The following is a 21,846-nucleotide window of genomic DNA, read 5'->3' as shown; positions in this document are numbered from 1 at the left end:
TGCTGTGATCACCAGCTCTGTGGAACCGGGCGGCCTTCCTCGTACCCCGCCGCCGACTGGATGCCCGCGACGGCGCGTTCCCGGAATGCGGCGAGGTCGGCGGCGCCGGCGTAGCTCATGGAGCTGCGCAGGCCGGCGGTGATCATGTCCAGCAGGTCCTCGACGCCGGGCCGCGCCGCGTCGACGTACATGCGGGACGTGGAGATGCCTTCCTCAAAGAGCGCCTTACGGTCCTTATCAAAGGCACCCTCGCGCTGGTTGCGGTTCTGGACCGCACGGGCCGACGCCATGCCGAAGCTCTCTTTGTACTGCCGGCCGCCCGCGTCGACCTGCAGGTCCCCGGGGCTTTCGTGCGTGCCGGCAAACCAGGAACCGATCATGACCTGGCTGGCCCCTGCGGCGAGTGCCAGGGCGACATCGCGGGGGTAGCGCACGCCGCCGTCGGCCCAGACCCGGCCGCCGGCCTCCCGCGCCGCGGCGGAGCACTCCAGGACGGCGCTGAACTGCGGGCGGCCGACGGCCGTCATCATGCGCGTGGTGCACATGGCGCCCGGCCCCACGCCGACCTTGACGATGTCCGCTCCGGCTTCGATGAGCTCGCGGGTGGCCTCGCCGGTGACCACGTTGCCGGCAACCACAGGCACGCCGGGGTTCAGTCCCTTCACGGCGGCCAGGGCGTCGAACATTTTCTGCTGGTGGCCGTGCGCGGTATCAAGGACCAGCACGTTCACACCGGCCGCCAGGAGCTCGGCCGCCCGGCCGGCCACGTCGCCGTTGATTCCGACGGCGGCAGCCACCTTGAGTTTTCCGTCCTCGTCCAGCGACGGGCGGTATATGGTCGAACGCATGGCACCCTTGCGGGTGAGCACGCCGGCAAGGACTCCGTCCTGCTGCACCGGAGCGTAGTCCGTCCCGGCAGCGTCCATGGCCTCGAAGGCGCGGCGGAGGGCCCGCACGGAAGGTGCGCCGGACTCACCGCCCGCTAGGCCGGCGCCTTTCATTCCGTCGCCGTACAGGCCGCCGTCGAGCATTCCGGCGTCGAGCACCAGCGGCTGGTGGCGGATCACGGACGCCAGCGAGGCGAACCGGTCCTGGCCCTCGCAGTCGGCGGCGCGGACCACCCCGGTAACGGCGCCAGCGGAGTCCACCACCACCACGGCACCGTGCGGTCGCTTGCCCATCAGGTGCAGGGCATCGATCACGGTGTCCGTGGGCGCCAGGGTGACGGGCGTCTCCAGAACCGGGTGGCGGCCCTTAATCCAGGCCGTAACGTCCCTAATGACGTCGAGGGGGACGTCCTGGGGCAAGACCCCGAGCCCGCCTCTGCGGGCCATGGTCTCGGCCATCCGCTTCCCCGTCACCGCCGTCATGTTCGCCGCCACCAGCGGAATCGCCGACCCGGTCCCGTCGTCGGCCGCGAGATCCACGTCCAGGCGTGAGGTGACGTCGGATCGGGACGGCACCAGGAATAGGTCAGAGTACGTCAGATCGGTGGTGGGCTCATTCAGGAAACGCACGGCTGCTCCTTAGCTGGCACCTTCGGCGCCAAACGGGTTTCTTCCTCGATTCTAGGGCGGTTTCCACGGCGGGTGCGGACCCGTACGCTGCCGCTTCCTGCGCCGCTTCCTGGCCTATTTTTCGAGACATCTTCTCTGTATTTCAGTGCCTGCGACAACGGATCATGATTTGAGTCACGCTTATTGGCGGTTTGGCAAGAATCCTCACTAGACTGGCATGGGTCTGGGGAACACTGGACGCAGAGACTGGCTCGATCGTTGTGCCGAGGCACCGTTGAAGCCAGAGGGAATCAAACTCATGGAAGAGGCGTATTTCAAGTGCCAGAGCAGCCAAGCCACCGTCTACCAGAGGAATTTGGCGGAAACGAGTGGCTCGTTGACGAACTGTACGAGCGTTACCAGCAGGACAAGAACACGGTTGACGCCAAGTGGTGGCCGCTGTTCGAGTCCTTCGAAGCCGGTGACTCTTCGTCCGCCAACGGAACGTCCGGCGTAGCTCCTGCTGCGCACCCAGCAACCCGCGAACTTCCCGTTGTAGCTCCTGCTGCCGCGGCTCCGGCAGCGCCGCCGGCCACGCCTGCAGCACCCGCTCCGGCTGCCCCCGCTCCGGCCCCCGCGGCCACAAGATCCCCGGCCACCGTCGCCCGGGACCGAGCCAAGACACCCGACGCCTTACCCGGCACCGCCCCGATCCCTGCGCAGCTGCCGAAGAACCTCAAGGCGCCGACCGCGCCGGAGGAGGACGTCGTCTCCGTCCTGCGCGGCCCGGCCAAGGCCATCGCCTCGAACATGGTCACCAGCCTGGAGGTGCCGACCGCCACGAGCGTCCGCGCCATCCCCGCCAAGCTGCTGATCGACAACCGCGTGGTCATCAACTCCAACCTGGCCCGCGCCCGCGGCGGCAAGGTCTCCTTCACGCACCTGATCGGCTACGCCGTCATCCGCGCCCTGTCCCAGTTCCCTTCGATGAACGTCTACTACGACGAGATCGACGGCAAGCCGGTGGCTGTCCAGCCGGCGCACGTGAACTTCGGCATCGCGATCGACATGCCCAAGCCGGACGGCACCCGTCTGCTCATGGTGCCGAACATCAAGAAGGCGGAGACCCTCAACTTCTCCGAGTTCTGGCACACCTACGAGGACCTGATCAAGCGCGCCCGCGCCGGCAAGCTGACCGCGGATGACCACTCGGGCACCACCGTGTCCCTGACCAACCCCGGCGGCATCGGCACCGTGCACTCGGTGCCCCGCCTGTCCAAGGGCCAGGCCGCCATCATCGGCGTCGGCGCACTGGACTACCCGGCAGAGTTCCAGGGTTCCAGCGAGAAGATCATCGCGCAGAACGCGATCAGCAAGGTGCTGACGCTGACCTCCACCTATGACCACCGCGTCATCCAGGGTGCCGGCAGCGGCGAGTTCCTGAAGCTCGTACACCAGCTCCTGCTCGGTGCGCAGAACTTCTACGACGAGATCTTCGAGTCCCTGCGCATCCCCTACGAGCCCGTGCGCTGGAGCCCGGACCTGCAGGTGGACCCGGCCGACGAGATCAACAAGGTGGCCCGGATCCAGCAGCTGATCCACGCCTACCGCGTGCGTGGCCACCTCATGGCGGACACCGACCCGCTCGAGTACGTCCAGCGCAAGCACCCGGACCTCGATGTCCTGACCTACGGCCTGACCCTGTGGGACCTGGACCGCGAATGGCCGACGGGCGGCTTCGGCGGCAAGCCCATGCTGCAGTTCCGCGACATCCTCGGCGTCCTCCGCGACGCCTACTGCCGCACCGCCGGCATCGAGTACATGCACATCCAGGACCCGGCCGAGCGCAAGTGGTTCCAGGACCAGCTGGAGCACCCCTACTCCAAGCCGAGCCGCGATGAGCAGCTGCGCATCGTGTCCAAGCTCAACGCCGCCGAGGCCTTTGAGACCTTCCTGCAGACCAAGTTCGTCGGCCAGAAGCGCTTCTCGCTCGAAGGCGGCGAGTCCCTGATTCCGCTGCTGGACGCGGTCATCTCCAACGCCGCCGACGACGAGCTCGACGAAGTCGCGATCGGCATGGCCCACCGCGGCCGGCTCAACGTGCTCACCAACATCGCGGGCAAGACCTACGCCCAGGTGTTCCGCGAATTCGAAGGCACCCAGGACCCCCGTTCGGTGCAGGGCTCCGGCGACGTGAAGTACCACCTCGGCACCGAGGGCACCTTCACGTCGGACAACGGCAAGGAGACCAAGGTCTACCTCGCCGCGAACCCCTCGCACCTGGAAGCCGTCGACTCCGTCCTGGAAGGCATCGTCCGCGCCAAGCAGGACCGCCTGGACCAGGGCGAGGCCTTCCCCGTGCTCCCGATCATGGTGCACGGCGACGCCGCCTTCGCCGGCCAGGGCGTCGTGGCGGAGACACTGAACCTCTCCCAGCTGCGTGGCTACCGCACCGGCGGAACCATCCATATCGTGGTCAACAACCAGGTCGGCTTCACCACCGCCCCGTCGTCCTCGCGGTCCTCCACCTACTCCACGGACGTCGCCAAGATGATCCAGGCCCCGGTGTTCCACGTCAACGGTGACGACCCCGAGGCCGTGGTCCGCATCGGCCAGCTCGCCTACGACTTCCGTCAGCGGTTCCACAAGGACGTCGTCATCGATATGGTCTGCTACCGCCGCCGCGGCCACAACGAGGGCGACGACCCCTCGATGACCCAGCCGCTGATGTACAACCTGATCGAAGCCAAGCGTTCGGTCCGCAAGCTGTACACCGAATCGCTGATCGGCCGCGGTGACATCACCGAGGAAGAAGCCGAGCAGCTGCTGCGCGACTACCAGGAACGCCTGGAGCGCGTGTTCGCCGAGACCCACGCCGCGCAGACGTCCCCGATCCCGATCATCACGGCCGATTCCGCCGCGGTGTCCGATCTCGAACGCCCCATGGCCCAGCAGTCCGATTCCGGCGTGAGCGCCCCGGCCTCCACCGCGATCTCTGCCGAGACCCTGGCCCGCATCGGCAAGGCCCACACGGCCATCCCGGAGGGCTTCACCGTCCACGCCAAGCTCAAGCAGCTCCTGGAGAAGCGCGAAGTCATGTCCCGTGAAGGCGGCATCGACTGGGGCTTCGGCGAACTCGCCGCATTCGGCTCGCTCATCATGGAAGGCGTACCGGTCCGGCTCGCCGGCCAGGACTCCCGCCGCGGCACCTTCGTGCAGCGCCACGCCGTCTTCCACGACCGCGCCAACGGCGACGAATGGCTCCCCCTGGCCCACTTGTCCGAGAACCAGGCCAAGCTGTGGATCTACGACTCCCTGCTCTCCGAATACGCGGCCATGGGCTTCGAATACGGCTACTCAGTGGAGCGCCCGGATGCCCTGGTGCTGTGGGAAGCGCAGTTCGGTGACTTTGTCAACGGCGCGCAGACCATCATCGATGAGTTCATCTCCTCCGCCGAGCAGAAGTGGGGCCAGCGGTCCTCGCTCGTGCTCATGCTGCCGCACGGCTACGAGGGCCAGGGACCGGACCACTCCTCAGCCCGCATCGAGCGCTTCCTGCAGCTGTGCGCCGAGGAGAACATGATCGTGGCCAACCCCACGACGTCGGCCTCGCACTTCCACCTGCTGCGCCGCCAGGCTCACAGCAGGCCCCGCAAGCCGCTCATCATCTTCACGCCGAAGCAGCTGCTCCGCCTCAAGGCCGCGGCGTCCTCGGTGGAGGACTTCACCACCGGCTCGTTCCTTCCGGTGATCCCGGAGCACGAGCAGCTGCAGGCGGACGCCGTCGAACGCGTCCTGCTGGTCTCCGGACGCCTGTACTACGATCTGCTGTCCACGCGGCAGAAGACCGGCAACAAGACCACGGCGATCGTGCGGGTCGAGCAGCTTTACCCGCTGCCGGCCGCCGAGATCGCGGCGGAGCTGGCCAAGTACCCGAACGCCGAAGTCGTCTGGGCACAGGACGAGCCTGCCAACCAGGGTCCGTGGCCGTTCATTGGCCTGAACCTGCCCGATGCCCTGGACCGCCGCGTCCGCCTCGTCTCACGTCCCGCTTCCGCTTCCACGGCCGCCGGGTCAATGAAGCGCCATGCGGCACAGCAGGACACCCTGCTCAAGCAGGCATTCGCACCTAAATAGCGGCGTAACTGCCCGGCCGGAGACTGAAACACAACACTCCGGCCGGGCAGTTCTGTTTAATGGACTGTTAGTGGTCAGCTTGATGGACAGCGTGAAAGTGAAGAGGTAGTCGTGGAAGATCGAAAGCTGCGGATCGCAGCCGTTGGGGACGAGCTGTTGGCCGGGCTTGGTGATCCGCGGGCTCTGGGCTGGCTGGGCCGGGTGTTGGCCCGCACGCCCCAGGACAGCGTGGCTTTGGAGTGCTATTCCCTGCCCTGCCCCGAGGAGGGCACGGAGGGAATCGCGGCGCGCTGGCTCGAGGAGGCGGGCCGCCGCTTCGGCAACCACCACGAGAACCGCCTGGTGATCGGGCTGTCCGGGCGCGACATCGAATTCGGCCTGTCCACTGCCCGCAGCCGGTTGAACCTGGCCAACATCTTGGACTCCGCCTCGCAGAATAAGATCGAGGTTTTCGTGGTGGGCCCGCCGCCGACGCTTGACCCGGCACAGAACCGCCGGCTTGGAGAGCTCAACACGGCCTTCGCCGATGTCACCACCCGCCGGAAGCACTTGTACGTGGACACCTTCTCGCCGCTCCTGAACCACGAGCAATGGCGCCAGGACCTCGCGGCCAACGGCGGCACGCCGGGGCAGGCCGGATACGGGCTCATGGCGTGGCTGGTGCTGCACCGCGGCTGGTTCCAGTGGCTGGGCATGGACACGCCAGAGTAGCCTCGACACTCGGGCGGCCGCGCCGCCCCCGCCGGGACAATCGCGATATATCTTGACCCTGCCGCGTGCTCGATATATCGTGACTTGTGTAGTCGCGATATATCGTCAGTCGTCCAGTCGTTCAGGCACCAGTCGCAAGTCCCGGAGGAACCATGTCAGAGAGCACGTCGGAGAACCTGTCAGAGAACACGTGGACCGTCACAGGCCCGCAGACCATCGACGTCGACGGCGTCCGCTCCCTCAAGGTCGGCATCGTCCGGGGCCGGTTCGACATCGTCACACACGACGAGGCGGTGGCCAGGATCGAAGTCTCCGAAATCCAGGGCGACCCGCTGGCGGTCTCGGTGGCCAACGGCCGGCTGGAAGTCCGCCACCAACTCCACGGCCCGCAGGGCTGGTTCAAGAACCTGATGGGGTCCGTCAACAACAACAGCAGCAACTCAGTGGTCATCAGCATCGCCCTGCCCGCCGGCGTAGAAGTGGAAGCCGGGACGGTAAGCGGCGACGGCATGGTCTCCGGTGTCAGCGGCCATGCCCGGCTCAACACGGTCTCAGGCTCCGTGCTGGCCGACGGCACCTCCGGAGAGCTCGCCGTGAACACCGTCAGTGGCGAGGTCATCGCCCGCAACCACCGCGGAGTCCTGACGGCCAAGAGCGTCTCCGGAGAGGTGACTGCCTCCGGCGATTTCAGCCACATCCGCGCGAACACCGTCAGCGGCGACTTGAACTTCGACCTGCACGGCTTCACCCGGGACTTCGGCGCCAACTCGGTCTCCGGCGATGTCACCATCCGCCTGCCGTACGACGTCGGAGTGGACATCATCGCCAAGTCCGCCAGCGGGGCCGTGGTCATTGACAACCAGCGATACATCCAGCCCGGCGGCACGGTGCAGACCATCGAGGGACCGGACACCAAACTGATGCTGGTCCGGACCAACTCGGTCTCGGGGAAAACCTCGATCTTCCACGCCCAGCCCGCCCCGGACACCGAAACGGCCCTCTGATGGCCCCCGTCTTCGCCCACGGGGCGCTGCGACTGTACCTGCTCGCACTGCTCGAATCGGGCCCCAAGCACGGCTACGAGCTCATCAAGGCCCTCAGCGAGCGGTTCGGCGGCACCTACTCCCCCAGCGCCGGAACCATCTACCCGCGCCTGGGCAAACTCGAGGAGGAGGGGCTGGTGGCCACCCACACCGAGGGCCGCCGCACCAACTACAGCATCACCCCGGCGGGACTCCTGGAGCTGAACAGCCGGCGGGACGAACTCGCCGGCGTCGAGAGCGACATCTCGGCCTCGGTCCGCCGCCTCGCCGACAACCTGCGCCAGGACATCCGCGTCAACATGCGCGGTCTCCGGGCCGACCTGGCCGCGACGGCGGAGGCTGCGCGCGCCTCGGCCCGCACCGCGGGAGTGACGGGCGCCGGTGCGGCGGCCGGGCGGTACTCGCCCGACGGCGAACGGCGGCTGAAGGAGGCGGAGATGCTCGTTCAAAGCTTCCGCGACGACATGCGGGTGGAGCTGCGCCGTCACGCCGGGAGCCGCCCCGTCAGCGCCGTTACTCTCGAGACGGTCAAAACGGTGCTGGACCAGGCCCGGATCTCGATCCGCAACTCGCTGGAAGGGTGAACCGCAGCCCAGGGCGCCGGTTCGCGGCGGGTGCCGTGATGTGGGAGACTTGAGGGCAGCTCTTTTGAGTACCAAGATTAAGGAGGCCAGCTATGAGCAAGCGTGCACGTAAACGTCGTGACCGTAAGCGTGGCGGCGCGAACCACGGTAAGCGCCCCAACACCTAAGCCACGGCTAGGATTGACTGCTTTAAGCGAAAGACCCCGGACACCTGATGGTTCCGGGGTCTTTCGTTGATGGGCTCAGGCGGCGGCGCGGCTCAGGCTTCCACAGTCGTGATGGAGTGGATCCGGTTCAGGATGGAGTTCTTGAGGTTTTCCGGAGCCGCTTCGGTGCACGAACGCTTGACCATCACTCGGATGACACATTCGAGGTCGTACTGCTCCAGGCACTCGGGGCAGCTGTCCAGGTGGTCCTTGATCTCCGCGATGTCGCTATGCGTGAGCGCACCATCCAGATACTCATAGATACGTTGCATCCGGGCGTCGTCGCAATCGCCCAGTCCCTGGCAGTCGCTCATTTCCTGTTCTCCTGATTGTTGCTCTCGGCCTTGGCGCCTGACTCGGTGGCGGCCCTGAATCCCCGCTCGGCGGCGTAATCCGCAAGCATGTCCCGCAGCATCTTCCGGCCGCGGTGCAGCCGGGACATGACGGTTCCGATGGGGGTGTTCATGATGTCTGAAATTTCCTTGTACGCGAAGCCCTCGACGTCCGCGAAGTACACGGCCAGCCTGAACTCCTCGGGAATCGCCTGCAGTGCGCGCTTCACGTCGGAGTCGGGCAGGTGGTCCAGGGCCTCGGCCTCCGCCGAACGCAACCCAGAGGACGTGTGCGACTCGGCGCGGGCCAGTTGCCAGTCCTCGATGGTGTCCGAATTGGACTGCAGCGGTTCGCGCTGGCGCTTGCGGTACAGGTTGATGTAGGTGTTCGTGAGGATGCGGTACAGCCAGGCCTTGAGGTTGGTTCCGGGCTTGTACTGGTGGAACGCGGAAAACGCCTTCGTGTACGCCTCCTGGACCAAGTCCTCGGCATCCGAAGGGTTCCGGGCCATCCTCATGGCAGCGGAATACAGCTGGTCCACATACTGCATGGCATCGCGTTCAAACCGCACCCGGCGCTCTTCCGCCGACTCGCTAGACACATCCAGCGGCCTGCCGTCCACCTCGGTCTCCAAGGTTGCGGCAGACTCAGCGGGCGTCGGCGAAGCGGACGGTTCCTCGTGCTTGGCCGTAACGGCCGGGTCCATGGTGCTCATTGCGTTCAAGTCTACTGTCACCTTCCGCCGGGCGCCCGGCACGAGCAGAGCGGCTGCCCACGGTTGCGGGCAACCGGCGTCCAGTTCCGTTCTGTCCAACACCTGCGTCAAGTCGTCCCCTTCCTCTGCGTAGCGACCTGCTTTCTGCAACCACGTCCCGCGGGCAAATATTCCGCAAAAGTGCAAGACTAGAACCGGTTCTCCCGCAGTGAAGCCGCGGTTCGTCGATCCAGGAGGAAATTCATGTCGTTTGTCCGCTTTCTCGCCCGGCCCATGCTCGCCTCCAGTTTCGTCCTCGCCGGCGTGGACAAGCTAAAGAACGCGGATGACACTGCGGCACAGCTGTCCCCATTGCTGCGCCGCGCGGCCGACGCACTGCCGTTCCAGACCAATGAGAAAGTCCTCGCCCGGGTGATCGGGGGCACCCAGGTCGGCGCCGGCGTCTTCTTCGCCCTCAGCAAGTCGGCGCGGCTGGCAGCGACGGTGCTCGCCGTCATTTCGGCGCTGAACGGCTACGTGGAGTGGCGCAGCGCGGATACCTCCTCGAAGGAAGCCCGGGATGCACGCCGCAAGCAGCTCCTGAAGAACGTCTCCCTGACCGGTGGCGTGATGCTCGCCGCCGTCGACACCGCCGGCAAGCCCAGCCTGACCTGGCGCGCCGGGCACCTCGCCGCTGACGCCCGGAAGAACGCCAGCCACTTCGCGGCCGATGCCCGCAAGACCACCAATAAGCAGCTGAAGAAGGCCGACAAGGTCGTCCGCAAGGCCGTTGACCACGCGGCCGGGGCTTAGGACGGTAATGACTGGCGCCATCCCCTCCGCAGCAACCCCTTCCGTTCCGGCCGGCTCCGTTCCGGCAGACAGCGGTCCGCACTGGCAGGCACCGTTCGCCGTCCGGCCGGTTAACGCCACGGTCACCGTTCCCGGTTCCAAGTCCCTGACCAACCGGTACCTGGTCCTTGCCGCCCTCGCGGACGGGCCGTCCCGCCTGCGGGCGCCCCTGCACTCCCGGGACTCTGCGCTGATGATTGAGGCCCTGCGGCAGTTGGGCGCCACCGTCACGGAAGTCCCCGGCGACGGCGCGTTCGGCCCCGATCTGGAGATCATCCCGATCAGCATGTCGGCAGACGCGTCGGACGCGGCCATCGACTGCGGCCTGGCCGGCACCGTCATGCGCTTCGTGCCGCCGGTGGCCGCGCTGCGCCGCGGCGAATCCGGCTTCGACGGCGACCCGCACGCCCGCAATCGCCCGATGGGCACCATTATCGAGGCCCTGGCCGGCCTGGGCGTGACAGTCAGCGCGCCCGACGGCGGACCGGCGTCGTCGCTGCCGTTCACGGTCCACGGCACAGGAGAAGTGCGCGGCGGGCGCCTCTCAATCGACGCCAGCGCCTCGTCGCAGTTCGTCTCCGCCCTGCTGCTGGCCGGCGCCCGTTTCACCGAGGGGCTCCACCTCGAACACGCCGGTAAGCCCGTGCCGAGCCTGGACCACATCAACATGACCGTCGCCGTGCTCCGCGGCGTGGGCGTGGCCGTCGACGACTCGGTACCGAACCACTGGGTGGTCTCCCCCGGTCCGATCCGCGCCATTGACCAGCGGATCGAACAGGACCTCTCCAACGCCGGCCCGTTCCTCGCTGCGGCCCTGGCCACCGGCGGCACCGTGCGGATCCCGAACTGGCCCGCCGGGACCACACAGGTCGGCGACCTCTGGCGCGGCATCCTCACCACCATGGGCGCGACTGTCGAGGTGGACGGCGGCACCCTGAGCGTCACCGGCGGGCGGGAAATCAAGGGCGGCGACTTTGATGAGACCAGCGAACTCGCCCCCACCGTGGCCGCGCTCTGCGCCCTGGCCACCGGCCCCTCACGGCTGAGCGGCATCGCCCACCTCCGGGGCCACGAAACGGACCGGCTCGCGGCCCTCGTCGCCGAAATCAACCGGCTCGGCGGCGACGCGGAAGAGACCGCGGACGGACTCATCATCCGTCCGGCCACGCTGCACGGCGGCGTTGTACACAGCTACGCCGACCACCGCATGGCAACCGCCGGCGCCATCCTGGGCCTTGCCGTGCCCGGGGTGGAGGTCGAGGACATCGCCACCACCGCCAAGACCATGCCCGACTTCCCGCAGCTCTGGGAAACGATGCTGGCTCAGGGAACCGGCGCAGACGAGGACACCCCCGGTGGCACGCAGCACTGATTCCTGGGACGAGTCCGATGTCCGGATCCGGCCGAACAAGAAGGGTTCCCGGCCCCGCACCAAGGACCGGCCCAGCCACGACGACGCAGTGACCGGTCGCATCATCACGGTCGACCGCGGGCGATACACCGCCGTCGTCGGCGAAGGCACCCCGGACGAACGCAAGATCATCGCGGCCCGGGCCCGTGAACTGCGCCGCAATCCGGTGGTCGCCGGCGACTTCGTCTCCCTCGTCGGGGACGTCACCGGCGAACCCGACACTCTCGCCCGGCTGGTCAGGATCCAGGACCGCAAGACGCTGCTGCGCCGCAGCGCCGACGACACCGACCCGGTCGAGCGCGCCGTCGTGGCCAACGCCGACCAGCTCGTCGTCGTGGTCGCCGCGGCCAATCCGGAACCGCGAACCGGTTTCATCGACCGGGCGCTGGTGGCCGCTTACGACGCCGGCATCGAGCCGCTGCTCCTCGTCACCAAGGCCGACGTCAAGGATCCCGCCGAGCTGCTGTCCAATTACCGGCACCTCGACTTCCCCGTCATCATTTCCAAGACCGCTGACTCCGCCGCGTCCGGCATCGACGCCCGCTCCGACGACGGACTCTCCGCCCGGCTCGACAAGGACGCCGTGTCCCAGTTGCGCGAGCACCTCGACGGCAAAGTCACCGTCATGCTGGGCCATTCCGGCGTCGGAAAATCCACCATGGTCAACGCGCTGACCGGGGCCGAACGTGCCACCGGCGGCGTCAACGCCGTGACCGGCCGCGGCCGCCACACGTCCTCCTCCGCGCTGGCACTGAAAGTCAGCGCGGCCCCGGCGGGCAGCTGGATCATCGACACCCCCGGCATCCGCTCCTTCGGGCTGGCCCATGTGGATCCTGACCGGATCCTCCATTCCTTCCCGGACCTGGAACCGGGCACCGACGACTGCGAACGCGGCTGCAAACACGACTCCACCGCCGTCAACTGCGGCGTCGACGCCTGGGTTGCGGCCGGGCACGCGGGGCCCTCCGGCGCCGCGCGGCTGGCGTCCCTGCGCCGCCTGCTGGGCACGGACCCGCGGATGGAAGCGCAGGAAACCAAGGAACTCGGCACCGTATCCTAGGCGGCGCGGCTCCCTGGCAGGCTCGCGGCGCCGCGGCTTCCGGCCTGCCGCCCGCTTTGCCGGTAGTTTGGAACCATGAGCCAAACCGCTTCGAGTTACAACGATGACCTGCGCCTTGCCCATGTACTGGCAGATTCCGTCGATTCCCAGACCATGAGCCGCTTCAAGGCGCTGGACCTGCGGATCGAAACGAAGCCCGACCTCACCCCCGTCACAGACGCCGATAAGTCCGCGGAAGAGGCCATCCGCGGCCAGCTCTCCCGGTCCCGTCCGCGCGATGCGGTCCTGGGCGAGGAATTCGGCAGCTCGGGCCACGGTTCCCGCCGCTGGATCATCGACCCGATCGACGGGACCAAGAACTTTGTCCGCGGCGTCCCCGTCTGGGCCACCCTGATCGCCCTCGTCGATGAGGGCGAACCGGTGGTCGGTGTGGTCAGCGCCCCGGCACTGGGCAAGCGCTGGTGGGCGGCCAAGGGTGCCGGCGCCTACACGGGCCGCTCGCTCGCGGCTGCCACCCGGCTGAAAGTCTCCAACGTGTCCAACCTCGAGGACGCCTCGCTGTCCTACTCCAGCCTTGGCGGCTGGAAGGAACGCGGCAACCTTGATGAGTTCGTGGGCCTGACTGAGGAAGTGTGGCGCACCCGCGCTTATGGTGACTTCTGGTCATACTGCCTCGTGGCCGAGGGAGCCGTGGACATCGCCTGCGAACCCGAACTGAACCTGTACGACATGGCGGCCCTGGTGCCGATCGTGACCGAGGCTGGCGGCCGCTTCACCTCGCTCGAGGGCGTCGACGGGCCGTTCGGCGGCAACGCCCTGGCCACCAACTCCATCCTCCACTCCGAAGTCCTCAAACGGCTCAACCCCGGCCTCGACGACCTCCTCTAGGCTCCTTCAGACTTCCGGGCATATCGAACATTCGACGGCGGCAGTCCCCTTTCCGGGGCTGCCGCCGTCTTTTGTTCGGCCACTGGGCCGTTCTGGCTGCGTAACAAAGCGCTTCACATTCCGGGGCCGCCTTTTCCCCGCCCGCGGGGATGTCCTACGCTCGATGCAGGTCACGAGTGCCAGCGCTAAACCCCGGTTTGCTGGCCGGCAACCCTCCAGTCGCGGTGGGGTGCCCCGGGTGACGACCTGGCCGGTCCGGAACGGGCACGGCAAGCGCGGATTCCCACGAGGTGGGGTCCTGTCCGAATGAGGTCCCATGACAACTGCCGTTTTCCCCACCGCCCCCGAATTCCACGCCGAGGCCCGGCGGGCTGCCGGACGCTTTGCCGCGGCCGCCAGCCCGCTGGCCGCCGTCACCGGGGCCGAAATCCAGGCTCCGCTGATCACCGGCGGCTCCGCCCGCTACGCCAACCTCGACTATGGCGCCTCCGCCCCGGCCCTCTCCGTGGTCTCGGCCTACCTGAACGAAATCCTGCCGTATTACGCGAGCGTCCACCGCGGCGCCGGCTATGCATCCCAGATCAGCACCTCCGTTTACGAGAACGCCCGGGACATTGTGCGGGAGTTCGTCGGCGGCCGGCCGGATGATTCCGTCATCTTCACCCGGAACACGACCGATTCCCTGAACCTGCTGGCCGGCTGCCTGCCGTTGCGGGACGGCCGGCCCGCCGGCGAAGTCCTCTACCTCGACATCGAGCACCACGCCAACCTCCTGCCCTGGCAGAACGTCCCGCACCGCAGCATCGTGGCCGCCCCCACCCTCGCGGCCACCGTCGACCGTCTCCGGGAGGAGCTTGCCCGCGGCGGTGTGAGCCTGCTGGCCGTCACCGGCGCCTCCAACGTCACCGGCGAAATCCTGCCGATCCGGGCCCTGGCTGCGCTGGCGCACGAGTTTGGCGCCCGGATCGTCGTCGACGCCGCGCAACTGGCCCCGCACCGGCGGATCGATACCGCCGCGGACGACGTCGACTACGTCGCCTTCTCGGGGCACAAGCTTTACGCCCCGTTCGGCGCCGGCGTGCTCGTGGGGCGGACCGACTGGCTCGACGCCGGCACCCCCCACCTTGCCGGTGGCGGCGCCGTCCGCGACGCCCGGCTTGACTCCGTCAGCTGGACCACCGGGCCGGCCCGGCACGAGGGCGGCTCGCCCAACGTCCTCGGCGCCGCCGCCCTTGCCCGCGCCACCCAGGTCATCGGGGAACTGGACCCGGCGCAGTGGTACGCCCATGAGGATGCCATCCGGTCCTTCCTGGTCGCGGGACTCGAGCGCATCGAAGGCGTGACCGTGCACCGGATCTTTGCCGATTCCTCCCCCGCCGAGGATCAGACCAGCACCATCGGCGTCGTGAACTTTTCCGTGGAAGGCTACGACGCCGGGCTGGTGGCCGCCTACCTGTCCGCCGAACACGGCATCGGCCTGCGCGACGGCCGCTTCTGTGCCCACCCCCTGCTCAAGCGGCTCGGCCTGCCGGCCGGCTCGCTGCGCGCCAGCTTCGGTCTCGGGTCCCGGCTGGAGGATGCCGAACGGCTGCTGGCTGGCCTGCAGCAACTGCGCCAAACCGGCCTCGGCTGGGACTATGTGGTGGACGCCGGCCGCTGGGTCCCGGCCAACGACACACGCACCTACCCCCACTGGGCGCCGAACACGCCCGGCACGGCCGGCGCCGCGCCCTGCACCGTGGAATAAGGACGGCGGGACTAAGCCAGAACCTTCGGGCCAGGTGCCAGTGCGGTAAATTCAAAAGGTATCTGTAACCGGCAGGACCTTCCCGAAGGAGATCGCACTTGGCACGCGGCGGCCCCAAATTGCACAGTGTGCGGCGCCAGGAGCTCGGACAAAGCTTCCAGGACGGCGGCGCGCACTACGAACGGGTCCGCCCGGGCTACCCAGCGGAATCGGCTGACTGGCTGATCCCCGCCGGAGCGCACGACGCCGCGGACATTGGTGCCGGCACCGGCAAATTCACCGCCCTGCTGGCGGCACGCGGACTGCACACGGTGGCCGTTGACCCGTCCGCCGACATGCTCGAGCAGCTGCGCGGGACCCTGCCGGTTGTGACCGCCGTCGAGGGCACCGCCGAGGACACCGGACTGGAGCCGGAGTCCTTCGATCTGGTCACGGTGGCCCAGGCCTGGCACTGGTGCGATCCCGGCCTTGCCAGCACCGAGATCGCCCGGATCCTGCGCCCGCACGGCGTCCTGGGCCTGGTCTGGAACCAGCTGGACACCGCCGTGCCCTGGGTGCACCGGCTCTCGCGCATCATGCACGCCGGGGACGTGCACAAACCGCACTTCCGCCCGCCCGTGGGCCCCGAGTTCACCGGCCTGGAGAGCCACCTGACCCGGTGGGAGGATCCCGTCACCACGGGCGACATCCAGGAGCTGACAAAGTCGCGCAGCTACTACCTCGCGGCATCCGAAGCCGCCCGGGCCAAGGTCATGGCCAACCTCGATTGGTACCTGCACGAACACCTGGGCCATGCCCCCGGCGAGCTCCTCCGGCTGCCCTACCTCACACAGACCTGGCGCGCCTTCCGGACCTGAGGACCGGCCGGCGGCTTTACCGACTGACCCGTGCCGGCCGGCTCATGACTCAACCGATCAGCTCAGGATTGCACACCGCCGCCCCCGGGCTTATGGTTTCGGTATGCCTAACAAATTCTTGTAGGCAATCGAAACTCTGACGCCGGTGTCTTTATTCCAGCCGGCGCCGATCATCGCGTCGACGGACGCGCCAATCACGGGAGCTGCCAGTGCTGGACGTCAAAGGACACGAACAACCGCCGCAGGGTTCCCGCACGTACAAGCACCCCGGTGCCCGCAGGGCGCTGATCACGCTGCTGGGGCCCGCCTTCGTGGCCTCGATCGCCTACGTGGACCCCGGAAACGTGGCCGCCAACCTGACCGCCGGTGCGCAGTACGGCTACCTGCTCGTGTGGGTGCTCGTGGTCGCCAACGTCATGGCCGTCCTCGTGCAGTACCAGTCCGCCAAACTCGGGATCGTCACCGGCAAGAGCCTGCCGGAAATCCTGGGCGAACGGCTCAAGCCCTTCTGGCGCCGGGCCTTCTGGCTGCAGGCCGAGATCGTGGCCGCCGCCACCGACCTGGCCGAGGTGGTGGGCGGGGCAATCGCACTCAACCTGCTGTTCGGCCTCCCCCTCCCCCTCGGCGCACTGATTGTCGGCGCGGTATCGATGCTCCTGCTCGCCGTGCAGGCCCGGGAGAAGCAGCGGCCGTTCGAATTCATCATCATGTTCCTGCTCGGCATCATCACCATCGGATTCCTCGCCGGGCTGATCATCAGCCCGCCGGATCCGAGGGCAGCCCTGGCCGGCCTCATTCCCGGTTTCCAGGGGCCGGACACCGTCCTGCTGGCCGCCAGCATGCTTGGCGCCACCGTCATGCCGCATGCCATCTACGTCCACTCCGCGCTGTCCCGGGACCGGCACCGGCCCAACGAACACGAGCATGTCCCGCCGTCCGCCGTCGCCCGCCTGGTCCGGGCCACCCGCCTCGACGTCGTGTCCGCGCTGGCCATCGCCGGGGTCGTGAACATCGGCATGCTGCTCCTTGCCGCCTCCACGCTCGGCGGCGAAGAGGGAACAGACACCATTGAGGGCGCGCACGCGGCCATCTCCGCCAACCTCGGCCCCATCGTCGGCGTGGTCTTCGCGGTCGGGCTCCTCGCGTCCGGGCTGGCGTCCACCTCCGTGGGCTGCTATGCCGGCGGCACCATCATGCAGGGACTGCTCAAGATCCGGATCCCCGTCATGGCTCGCCGCGTCGTCACGCTGATTCCCGCGGTGGTGCTGCTGGCGGTAGGTTTCGACCCCACATGGGCACTGATCCTGAGCCAGGTGGTCCTGAGCTTCGGCATTCCGTTCGTCCTCGTCCCGCTGGTGGTCCTGACCAGCAAGAAATCCCTGATGGGCCGGTTTGCCGACGGCATGGTCCTCCGGGTTGCCGCGATTATCAGCGTGGTGCTCGTGGTGGCCCTGAACCTGGTCCTGCTGTGGCTCACCTTCTCGGGGCGCGGCTGACGGTAGGCTTGGGTCTGTGAAGACCAGTACGCCCTCCTCCTCGATCGAGGACTACGTCAAGGTCATCTATTCCTTCACCGAGTGGCAGCACAAACCCATCACCTCCACGCAGCTGGCCCAGCGCCTGGGCGTCGCCAACTCCTCGGTCTCGGAAATGGTCCGCAAGCTCAAGGACCAGGGCCTCGTTGACCACAAGCCCTACAGCGCCGTCACCCTGACCAGCGACGGCACCCGCCTCGCGTTGTCCATGGTCCGGCGGCACCGGCTGATCGAAACTTTCCTCGTCCAGGAGCTCGGCTACCGCTGGGACGAGGTCCACGATGAAGCCGAACTGCTGGAACATGCCGTCTCGGACGCCTTCATTGACCGGATGGCCGCGAAGCTGGGGAACCCGGTGCGGGACCCGCACGGCGATCCGATCCCGGCCGCGGACGGCTCCGTGGTGATGCCGGCAGCGCACCGCATGAGCGACCTCGACGACGGCCACACCGGCAGGATCACCAGGATCAGTGACGAAAACCCGGAGATCCTTCGCTACCTCGCCGCCGAGGAAATCGAGCTCGACGCCGGCGTGGTGGTGGTTGGCCGCAAACCCTTCGGCGGCCCGCTCGTGGTGCGGATCGACTCCCCTGCAGGGCCCCGCGACTTCGATCTCGCCGGGGAAGTAGCCTCGGCCCTCTGGGTCCACAGCGACGCTCCACACCCGGGCTGCAGCGTCGAGGACCGCTAGATGAAGGAGGCCCTCGACGTACGCCCAGCCCGTTCCCGCCCCGGGGTGCCGGGCTGGAAGGCCTGGGCCGCCGTCGCCGTCGGCGGGCTGATCGGCACCGAACTGCGGTTCGGCGCCGGGCTGCTGTTCCCGGAAAGCGCGGGAGAGGTGCCGTGGACCACGCTGGCGATCAATGTGGCCGGAAGCTTCGTCCTGGCAACGCTGACCACCATCTGGATCGCGCGGCCCAGGACCGCTTTCTGGCTGCGGGCCGGCATCGGCCCCGGCGTGCTGGGCTCCTTCACCACCTTTTCGGCACTGGTGCTGGCCATTGACCAGGAGATCCACGCCGGCCTCCACGCCATCTGGCTGACCTACCTCGGGCTCTCGCTGGTTTTGGGCCTCGGCGCCGCGGCCGCGGGCTGGAAGACGGGCAAGGCGATTGCCGACCTCCGCGGGGGTGCGCAGTGACCACCGCGCTCCTGGTGGGCGTGTTTGGTGTGGCCGGTGCCCTCCTGCGGTTCGCCGTCGACTCCTTCTTTGCCCACCACCAGGGCACCCGCCCGCACTGGCCGTGGGCGACCCTGGCGGTCAACATCGCGGGATCGTTCATCATCGGCTGGTCCGTGGGCCTGACCGGCCACCTGGAGCTGGGCGCCGACTGGCACGCCGGGATCGCGACCGGACTGGCCGGCGGCCTGACCACCTTCAGCTCGTGGAGCACCGCCACGGTGCGCCTGGTCAGCGAAACGCGCTACCGCGCGGCAGCGCTCAACGTCGGCTCGAATCTCCTCACCGGCCTCGCGGCGGCGGCCCTTGGACTCCTCCTCGCCGGCTAGCCGCCGTCGGCTCCGCCGTCGCCGTCGTTCCCGTATCGTTGAAGGATGGTTACCCGACGTGAAGCAGCCCAAATCCTCGACATTCCGCTGGAGATGGCGAACCGTCACGGCATCCCTTCCCGCCTCACCGAAGCCGAGCTGGGCGACCTGCTGGACAATCCCCCCGCCTGGCTTGTGCAGTCCAAGGCGAACCGGACCGGCAAGCGTCCCGTCTGGGTCCAGCTCACGTGCGCCGTCTGCGGATTCTCCGAGGCGGCGCGGCCCAAGAAGTGGTGGCCGGATTTCACCTATGTCTGCTGCGCGCACCACGAGGCCCGCGACATCCCGCCCCTCGGTCCCGGACTCGTGCGCAGTGTGTACGACGGCGTCGGCAGCCGCTTCGCAGGCATCGTGGACGCCGCCGTTCCCGAGGCGTAGCTTAGAAAGAGGGGCTACTCCGGGCCCCTGCCGTGAGGGAGAGCACCATGCCTGACAAAACGCCGCACCAGAGCACGACGAAGAAGTCGGTCAAGACCATCAAGGAAAAACGGGCAGAGAAGAAGGCAAAGCACATCGTCGATGCCCACACTGACCCGGTGGCACACATCAAGAAGCGCTGAAACCAAAGCGCCAAACCCAGAGGGCCGGAAGCCGTTGCTTCCGGCCCTCTGGCGTTCCACATGGGCGCCGGGCTCACCCGCAACGGGTGATGCGGGTGCCCCTGCTTGGCGCTTTAGTGGTCTTGAGGTCCATGTCGTTATGACGTCCACACCAGGACCAGCGCGCTGTCCGGCGTGCTCGAACCAGACCGGAGGAATGCCAGTGACAACCACACCGGAGACCGAGGCCCACGGGCCGGTCGACTTCGTACTCCTTGAGTTCCCCGTGGAGGGACTGACGGGGCGGGCGAGCGAGGAAATGGTCAAGCTCATCGAACAGGGCGTGATCCGCCTGTTCGATCTCCTCGTCGTCATGAAGAACCAGGACGGCACCGTCGAGGTGCTCGAACTTACCGACCCAACCGGTCCGGCGGCGGCGTTCTCCTACTTCGACGGCGCCCGGTCTGGACTTCTGGACGATGACGATATTGCAGAGGCGTCGGCGGCGGTCCAGCCAGGAACGGTCGCCGCGCTGATTGTCTACGAGAACATCTGGGCCGCACCGTTCGTAGCGGCCGTCCGCGATAGCGGGGGCGAGCTCATCGCGAGCACACGGATCCCTGCACCGGACGTGATGGAAGCGCTCGAAGCCCTCGAGGCCCAGGATGCGGCGCAGCAGCAGCAGGAAACCGGCACGTAAGGGCCTAGGGGCATAAGAACAGATGCGGGAAGGGAAGAGTTATGGGACTCCTTAGGGGAATGGCACGGACGGCGGTCGTTGCTGGGACGGCGAGTGCGGTGAGCGGCCGGGTCCAGCGCCGGCAGGCCTCGAAGTTTGCCGAGAAGGACGCTGCGACTGCGGCCAAGCAGCAGGAGGCCTACGACCAGCAGATGAACCAGCAACAGGGGTATCAGCAGCCGCCGGCATACCAGCAGGAACAGGCGTATCAGCAGCCCGCGGCATATCAGCAGCAACCCGTGTATCAGCAGCCGGCGCCGGCCCCACAAGCCGCGGGCGGCATCAGCGACGACACCATCCAGCAGCTCAAGGAGCTTGGTGCGCTGAGGGAGCAGGGAATCCTGACCGACGAAGAATTCGCGGCCCAGAAGGCGAAAATCCTGGGGACGTAGCGCCCGCGCTACGGGATCTACGCCGCCCGGGGCTACCCGTAAAACGGGACGACAAGATCTGGACAACAAGAAAAGGTGGGGGAAGCGTCGTAAAACGCTTCCCCCACCTTTTCTGCGGGGTTTGTCAGTCCAGCCGACTGCTGTCCCCCATGAATTAGTCATGGGCTAAACAATAGCTCCAGCCCGCGACACACTAGGGCGCGGCAGCATGCTCCCCAGGCCGCCAATAACTTCGTCGCCCATATGGCCGAGACTTTTACACCGGAACGATACTTATCTTGCCGAGGCGAACCTCAGACGCGAGCAGCGCCCACCGAAACCCAGGAAGGAGTCTGCTCGGCGGATTCAATGCCACGCAGTTCGTCGAAGCGATCAAGCAACTCTTGGCGCTTTGTCTCGTCGGCGTTCTGCCAAAGGATGACTATTGGCCAAACCTCAGCGAGGACGATGGAGCGGACGCGTAGTTCCTTCGACCGGCTCTGAAGTGTGAGCTCACGAATGCTGTTTAGGAGCTCGATCTCGTCGGCGTTCTTGGCGAGCAGGCGGGCCGATGCAATCTCGGCGAGCAACTTTATATCCGAAGGAGTCCTTGGCCGGTCCTCGACGGGGACATACTGATTGGCAGTCCTCGCATACTCCTGATAGGAAGCGAAATCTTGCAGGTCGCCAGCAAGACCAGCAATGGCGCCAAATACTTCGATGAACGCTCCATGCATGCGACCTTCGTACTCCCGGTCAACTCGCTCCGACTCGGCAGCTACACGTGCGTCTTCCGAGTCCGAGGCGATGTCGCGGGCCTTCTTCGCGATGGTTGCCGAAACCACCGCGACTGCCGTGGACGCGGCGGCCGCAAAGATGGGCACGATCAGGGTTGCCCACACGGTAAAAGCCGACGGACCATCTGAGAGCGCTCTAGCGACTTCGAGGATTGCACACGTAACGGTGTCGCCCGGAGGGCACGGAAGTATGAAGGCCATTGCAGAAGCTTATCTAGGGAGGCAGCCGGCAACTCCGTAACGCGGCCGGCGGCCCGTGACCTCGTCGCCTGCATGACTGAAACCCTGCAGGCTGCAT

The 21,846-nt window shown here is 67.3% G+C and carries 23 protein-coding genes and 1 riboswitch; of the genes, 19 read left to right on the top strand and 4 right to left on the bottom strand.

Annotation, left to right across the window (positions count from 1 at the left end; translation table 11 throughout):
* Nucleotides 1-8 precede the first annotated feature (8 nt).
* Nucleotides 9-1,517: a GuaB1 family IMP dehydrogenase-related protein gene (locus tag ACFVVK_RS04630; RefSeq protein WP_390264064.1), complete on the bottom strand. Its 1,509-nt coding sequence runs from the start codon at nt 1,515-1,517 to the stop codon at nt 9-11.
* 318 nt (nt 1,518-1,835) lie between these two features.
* Here ACFVVK_RS04630 and ACFVVK_RS04625 point away from each other — a divergent pair, with 318 nt between their 5' ends.
* The 5 genes from ACFVVK_RS04625 to ACFVVK_RS04605 all read left to right on the top strand — a co-directional run bounded on the left by ACFVVK_RS04625 (nt 1,836) and on the right by ACFVVK_RS04605 (nt 8,138).
* Nucleotides 1,836-5,633, top strand: a complete 3,798-nt coding sequence (locus ACFVVK_RS04625; RefSeq protein WP_390264061.1) for a multifunctional oxoglutarate decarboxylase/oxoglutarate dehydrogenase thiamine pyrophosphate-binding subunit/dihydrolipoyllysine-residue succinyltransferase subunit — start codon at nt 1,836-1,838, stop codon at nt 5,631-5,633.
* A 111-nt stretch (nt 5,634-5,744) separates the two neighbouring features.
* Nucleotides 5,745-6,344, top strand: a complete 600-nt coding sequence (locus ACFVVK_RS04620; RefSeq protein WP_090950245.1) for a GDSL-type esterase/lipase family protein — start codon at nt 5,745-5,747, stop codon at nt 6,342-6,344.
* Nucleotides 6,345-6,520: 176 nt separating this feature from the next.
* A complete protein-coding gene (locus ACFVVK_RS04615) occupies nt 6,521-7,348 on the top strand; it encodes a DUF4097 domain-containing protein (protein ID WP_390264373.1) in 828 nt (275 codons plus the stop codon).
* Nucleotides 7,348-7,971, top strand: a complete 624-nt coding sequence (locus ACFVVK_RS04610; RefSeq protein ID WP_390264058.1) for a PadR family transcriptional regulator — start codon at nt 7,348-7,350, stop codon at nt 7,969-7,971. The genes ACFVVK_RS04615 and ACFVVK_RS04610 overlap by 1 nt, the downstream gene beginning before the upstream one ends.
* Nucleotides 7,972-8,063: 92 nt before the next feature.
* Nucleotides 8,064-8,138: a 50S ribosomal protein bL37 gene (locus tag ACFVVK_RS04605; protein ID WP_369299106.1), complete on the top strand. Its 75-nt coding sequence runs from the start codon at nt 8,064-8,066 to the stop codon at nt 8,136-8,138.
* Between the two features lie 92 nt (nt 8,139-8,230).
* Here the strand turns inward: ACFVVK_RS04605 and rsrA are convergent, their stop codons facing one another.
* Nucleotides 8,231-8,491 carry a mycothiol system anti-sigma-R factor gene (rsrA, locus tag ACFVVK_RS04600; protein ID WP_390264055.1) on the bottom strand — a complete coding sequence of 87 codons (261 nt, stop codon included), beginning with the start codon at nt 8,489-8,491 and terminating at the stop codon, nt 8,231-8,233.
* Nucleotides 8,488-9,225, bottom strand: coding sequence for a sigma-70 family RNA polymerase sigma factor (locus ACFVVK_RS04595; protein ID WP_390264053.1), 738 nt, complete (start codon nt 9,223-9,225; stop codon nt 8,488-8,490). The genes rsrA and ACFVVK_RS04595 overlap by 4 nt, the downstream gene beginning before the upstream one ends.
* Before the next feature lie 243 nt (nt 9,226-9,468).
* Between ACFVVK_RS04595 and ACFVVK_RS04590 the strand changes: the two genes are divergently transcribed.
* The 14 genes from ACFVVK_RS04590 (at nt 9,469) to ACFVVK_RS04525 (ending at nt 20,772) form a co-directional block, all read left to right on the top strand.
* Nucleotides 9,469-10,017, top strand: a complete 549-nt coding sequence (locus ACFVVK_RS04590; protein WP_390264050.1) for a DoxX family protein — start codon at nt 9,469-9,471, stop codon at nt 10,015-10,017.
* Nucleotides 10,018-10,024: 7 nt separating this feature from the next.
* Nucleotides 10,025-11,428, top strand: a complete 1,404-nt coding sequence (gene aroA, locus ACFVVK_RS04585) for a 3-phosphoshikimate 1-carboxyvinyltransferase (RefSeq protein ID WP_390264048.1) — start codon at nt 10,025-10,027, stop codon at nt 11,426-11,428.
* Nucleotides 11,412-12,527 (top strand): ribosome small subunit-dependent GTPase A, encoded by a 1,116-nt coding sequence (locus ACFVVK_RS04580; RefSeq protein WP_390264045.1) that lies wholly within the window; start codon nt 11,412-11,414, stop codon nt 12,525-12,527. Before aroA ends, ACFVVK_RS04580 begins: the two co-directional genes overlap by 17 nt.
* Nucleotides 12,528-12,602: 75 nt before the next feature.
* Nucleotides 12,603-13,415, top strand: a complete 813-nt coding sequence (gene hisN, locus ACFVVK_RS04575; protein WP_090950263.1) for a histidinol-phosphatase — start codon at nt 12,603-12,605, stop codon at nt 13,413-13,415.
* A gap of 168 nt (nt 13,416-13,583) precedes the next feature.
* A riboswitch (SAM riboswitch) is annotated at nt 13,584-13,697 on the top strand.
* 34 nt (nt 13,698-13,731) lie between these two features.
* Nucleotides 13,732-15,162, top strand: a complete 1,431-nt coding sequence (locus tag ACFVVK_RS04570; protein ID WP_390264041.1) for an aminotransferase class V-fold PLP-dependent enzyme — start codon at nt 13,732-13,734, stop codon at nt 15,160-15,162.
* 98 nt (nt 15,163-15,260) lie between these two features.
* Complete coding sequence (locus ACFVVK_RS04565) at nt 15,261-16,019, top strand: class I SAM-dependent methyltransferase (RefSeq protein WP_390264038.1); 759 nt, start codon at nt 15,261-15,263, stop codon at nt 16,017-16,019.
* Nucleotides 16,020-16,228: 209 nt separating this feature from the next.
* Nucleotides 16,229-17,515 (top strand): Nramp family divalent metal transporter, encoded by a 1,287-nt coding sequence (locus tag ACFVVK_RS04560; RefSeq protein ID WP_390264036.1) that lies wholly within the window; start codon nt 16,229-16,231, stop codon nt 17,513-17,515.
* Between the two features lie 16 nt (nt 17,516-17,531).
* Nucleotides 17,532-18,245, top strand: a complete 714-nt coding sequence (locus ACFVVK_RS04555) for a metal-dependent transcriptional regulator (RefSeq protein WP_390264033.1) — start codon at nt 17,532-17,534, stop codon at nt 18,243-18,245.
* Entirely contained in the window at nt 18,246-18,695 is a 450-nt protein-coding gene (locus ACFVVK_RS04550; RefSeq protein WP_390264031.1) for a fluoride efflux transporter FluC, read from the top strand.
* Nucleotides 18,692-19,063: a fluoride efflux transporter FluC gene (locus ACFVVK_RS04545; protein WP_390264028.1), complete on the top strand. Its 372-nt coding sequence runs from the start codon at nt 18,692-18,694 to the stop codon at nt 19,061-19,063. The genes ACFVVK_RS04550 and ACFVVK_RS04545 overlap by 4 nt, the downstream gene beginning before the upstream one ends.
* 45 nt (nt 19,064-19,108) lie before the next feature.
* On the top strand, nt 19,109-19,480 hold the full coding sequence (locus ACFVVK_RS04540) for a hypothetical protein (RefSeq protein ID WP_390264026.1): 372 nt from the start codon (nt 19,109-19,111) through the stop codon (nt 19,478-19,480).
* Nucleotides 19,481-19,527: 47 nt separating this feature from the next.
* Nucleotides 19,528-19,662, top strand: a complete 135-nt coding sequence (locus ACFVVK_RS04535; protein WP_390264023.1) for a hypothetical protein — start codon at nt 19,528-19,530, stop codon at nt 19,660-19,662.
* 202 nt (nt 19,663-19,864) lie between these two features.
* Nucleotides 19,865-20,341: a DUF6325 family protein gene (locus ACFVVK_RS04530; protein WP_390264020.1), complete on the top strand. Its 477-nt coding sequence runs from the start codon at nt 19,865-19,867 to the stop codon at nt 20,339-20,341.
* 41 nt (nt 20,342-20,382) lie between these two features.
* Nucleotides 20,383-20,772: an SHOCT domain-containing protein gene (locus tag ACFVVK_RS04525; RefSeq protein ID WP_390264017.1), complete on the top strand. Its 390-nt coding sequence runs from the start codon at nt 20,383-20,385 to the stop codon at nt 20,770-20,772.
* Between the two features lie 293 nt (nt 20,773-21,065).
* On the opposite strand, the gene ACFVVK_RS04520 is transcribed toward ACFVVK_RS04525, so the two are convergent.
* Nucleotides 21,066-21,749, bottom strand: a complete 684-nt coding sequence (locus ACFVVK_RS04520) for a hypothetical protein (RefSeq protein ID WP_390264014.1) — start codon at nt 21,747-21,749, stop codon at nt 21,066-21,068.
* Between the last annotated feature and the right edge of the window lie 97 nt (nt 21,750-21,846).

It is taken from the genome of Arthrobacter sp. NPDC058192, from assembly GCF_042883665.1.
Lineage (GTDB): Bacteria > Actinomycetota > Actinomycetes > Actinomycetales > Micrococcaceae > Arthrobacter.
This window is presented reverse-complemented; position numbering and strand designations above follow the sequence as displayed.

Excerpts from the sequence above, each read along its gene's own strand:
- ACFVVK_RS04610 (WP_390264058.1), top strand. The coding sequence starts at position 7,348 with ATGGCCCCCGTCTTCGCCCACGGGGCGCTGCGACTGTACCTGCTCGCA.
- rsrA (WP_390264055.1), bottom strand. The coding sequence starts at position 8,491 with ATGAGCGACTGCCAGGGACTGGGCGATTGCGACGACGCCCGGATGCAA.
- ACFVVK_RS04595 (WP_390264053.1), bottom strand. The coding sequence starts at position 9,225 with ATGAGCACCATGGACCCGGCCGTTACGGCCAAGCACGAGGAACCGTCC.
- ACFVVK_RS04590 (WP_390264050.1), top strand. The coding sequence starts at position 9,469 with ATGTCGTTTGTCCGCTTTCTCGCCCGGCCCATGCTCGCCTCCAGTTTC.
- aroA (WP_390264048.1), top strand. The coding sequence starts at position 10,025 with ATGACTGGCGCCATCCCCTCCGCAGCAACCCCTTCCGTTCCGGCCGGC.
- hisN (WP_090950263.1), top strand. The coding sequence starts at position 12,603 with ATGAGCCAAACCGCTTCGAGTTACAACGATGACCTGCGCCTTGCCCAT.
- ACFVVK_RS04570 (WP_390264041.1), top strand. The coding sequence starts at position 13,732 with ATGACAACTGCCGTTTTCCCCACCGCCCCCGAATTCCACGCCGAGGCC.
- ACFVVK_RS04550 (WP_390264031.1), top strand. The coding sequence starts at position 18,246 with ATGAAGGAGGCCCTCGACGTACGCCCAGCCCGTTCCCGCCCCGGGGTG.
- ACFVVK_RS04540 (WP_390264026.1), top strand. The coding sequence starts at position 19,109 with ATGGTTACCCGACGTGAAGCAGCCCAAATCCTCGACATTCCGCTGGAG.
- ACFVVK_RS04535 (WP_390264023.1), top strand. The coding sequence starts at position 19,528 with ATGCCTGACAAAACGCCGCACCAGAGCACGACGAAGAAGTCGGTCAAG.
- ACFVVK_RS04525 (WP_390264017.1), top strand. The coding sequence starts at position 20,383 with ATGGGACTCCTTAGGGGAATGGCACGGACGGCGGTCGTTGCTGGGACG.
- ACFVVK_RS04520 (WP_390264014.1), bottom strand. The coding sequence starts at position 21,749 with ATGGCCTTCATACTTCCGTGCCCTCCGGGCGACACCGTTACGTGTGCA.